This is a genomic window from Amycolatopsis acidicola (assembly GCF_007713735.2).
In the GTDB taxonomy this organism is placed as follows: Bacteria; Actinomycetota; Actinomycetes; order Mycobacteriales; family Pseudonocardiaceae; genus Amycolatopsis_E; species Amycolatopsis_E acidicola.
In genome coordinates, this window is record NZ_VMNW02000187.1 from 1 (window position 1) to 1,937 (window position 1,937).

Annotated in this window: 1 protein-coding gene; it reads left to right on the plus strand. The window is 67.8% G+C overall.

Annotated elements, in window-relative coordinates; all coding sequences use genetic code 11:
* On the plus strand, nucleotides 1–1,937 hold a 1,937-nt coding region (lysX, locus tag FPZ12_RS45350; RefSeq protein WP_150980816.1), incomplete at both ends, for a bifunctional lysylphosphatidylglycerol synthetase/lysine--tRNA ligase LysX.

The following is a 1,937-nucleotide window of genomic DNA, read 5'->3' on the forward strand; positions in this document are numbered from 1 at the left end:
GCCACCGGGCAGTTGCGCGGGCTGCTGTCCTTCGTGCCGTGGGGGCGGCGCGGGCTTTCCCTGGATCTGATGCGTCGCGATCGTGACGCGGAGAACGGGCTCACCGAATACCTCGTCGCGCAGGTTGTTGCCGAGGCAGGCCGATTCGGGGCGCAGCGAATTTCCTTGAACTTCGCGATGTTTCGTGCGGTGTTCGCCGCGGGTGAGCGGATCGGAGCCGGGCCCGTGCTGCGCGCCTGGCGTGCGGTGCTGGGCGTGTTCTCCCGTTTCTTCCAGCTGGAGTCGTTGTACCGGTCGAATGCGAAGTACGGTCCGGAGTGGGTACCGAGGTACGTCTGCTACACCTCGGCCCGTCGCCTTCCGCGCGTCGGCTCGGTCGCTGGTGCGCTGGAAGGGTTCCTGCCCACGAGCCTGCGCCCCTCGCGCCGGGCGTTCGCGCACGATCGGGTCGACGAGGATTTCGTTGCGCGAGTGCGGGAAATCGAGGCGGAGGAGCCGCCCGAGGCGGCGTTGCGGCGCCCGGAGCAGGTCCGGGTGCGTATCGCGAAACTCGACCGTCTGCGGGAAGCGGGTATCGACCCGTATCCGCCGGGGTTCAGCCGGGATACGACCGTGGCCGAGATCCGTGCTCGGCACGAAGAACTCCCGCCGGACTCGCATACGGGCCATCGGGTTCGGTTGGCTGGGCGGGTGGTCGCGGTGCGTGATCTGGGTGGGCTGGTGTTCGCGCGGGTGCGGGATGCGTCGGGGGAGGTCCAGGTGATGCTCAGTGGTGACGCGTTGTGGCGGTCCACTGTGGATCTGGGGGATCAGGTGGGGGTGTCGGGTGAGGTGGTCACCTCGCGGCGGGGTGAGTTGTCGGTGCGGGTGGCGGAGTGGACGGTGACGGCGAAGTGCCTGCATCCGTTGCCGGACAAGCGAAAGGGTTTGCTTGATCCGGAGACGCGGGTGCGGCGGCGGTATCTGGATCTGATCGTGAACCCGTCCGCGGGGGAGCTGGTGCGGGTGCGCGGCCGCGCGGTGCGGGCGGTGCGGGATCTTTTGCACGCCAAGGAATTTCTCGAGGTGGAGACCCCGATGTTGCAGTCGGTGCATGGTGGTGCCCACGCTCGTCCTTTCCTGACGCATCTGAATGCCTACGATCAGCGCATGTACCTGCGGATCGCGCCGGAGCTGTATCTGAAACGGCTGTGCGTGGCGGGGGTGGAGCGGGTGTTCGAACTCAACCGCAATTTCCGCAACGAAGGCGTGGACGCCACGCACAACCCTGAGTTCTCGATGCTGGAGGCCTACCAAGCATACGGCGACTACCACTCGATGCGCCAGTTGATGCGTTCACTCATCCAGGCGGCAGCGGTCGCGGCGCACGGTGCGCCGGTCGCCCGCCGCGCGGACGGCGAGTACGACCTCAGCGGTGACTGGCCGGTGATCACGGTGCACGACGCGGTGTCGGACGCGTTCGGTGAGCAGGTCACGCCCGACACGGAATTGCCTGTGCTGCAACGATTGTGCCGGCAGGCTGGGGTGCCGGTGGGCGAGGACGCGGGGCCGGGTGAGGTGGTGGTGGCCGCGTTCGAGCATCTCGTCGAGCCCTACACCGTGGGGCCCACGTTCTATGCCGATTATCCGAGGGAGACCTCGCCGCTGACCCGGCAGCACCGCGAGGATCCGCGGCTGGCCGAGCGGTGGGACCTCATCGCGTTCGGGGCCGAAATCGGTACCGCCTATACGGAACTGACCGATCCGCTCGACCAGCGCGAGCGGCTGCACGCGCAGAGCCTGCGGGCGGCGAGCGGGGACATCGAGGCGATGGAACTCGACGAGGACTTCCTCACCGCGCTCGAACACGGCATGCCCCCGACCGGCGGGCTCGGGCTCGGCATCGACCGGCTGATCATGATGCTCACCGGCACCACCATCCGCCAGACCATCACTTT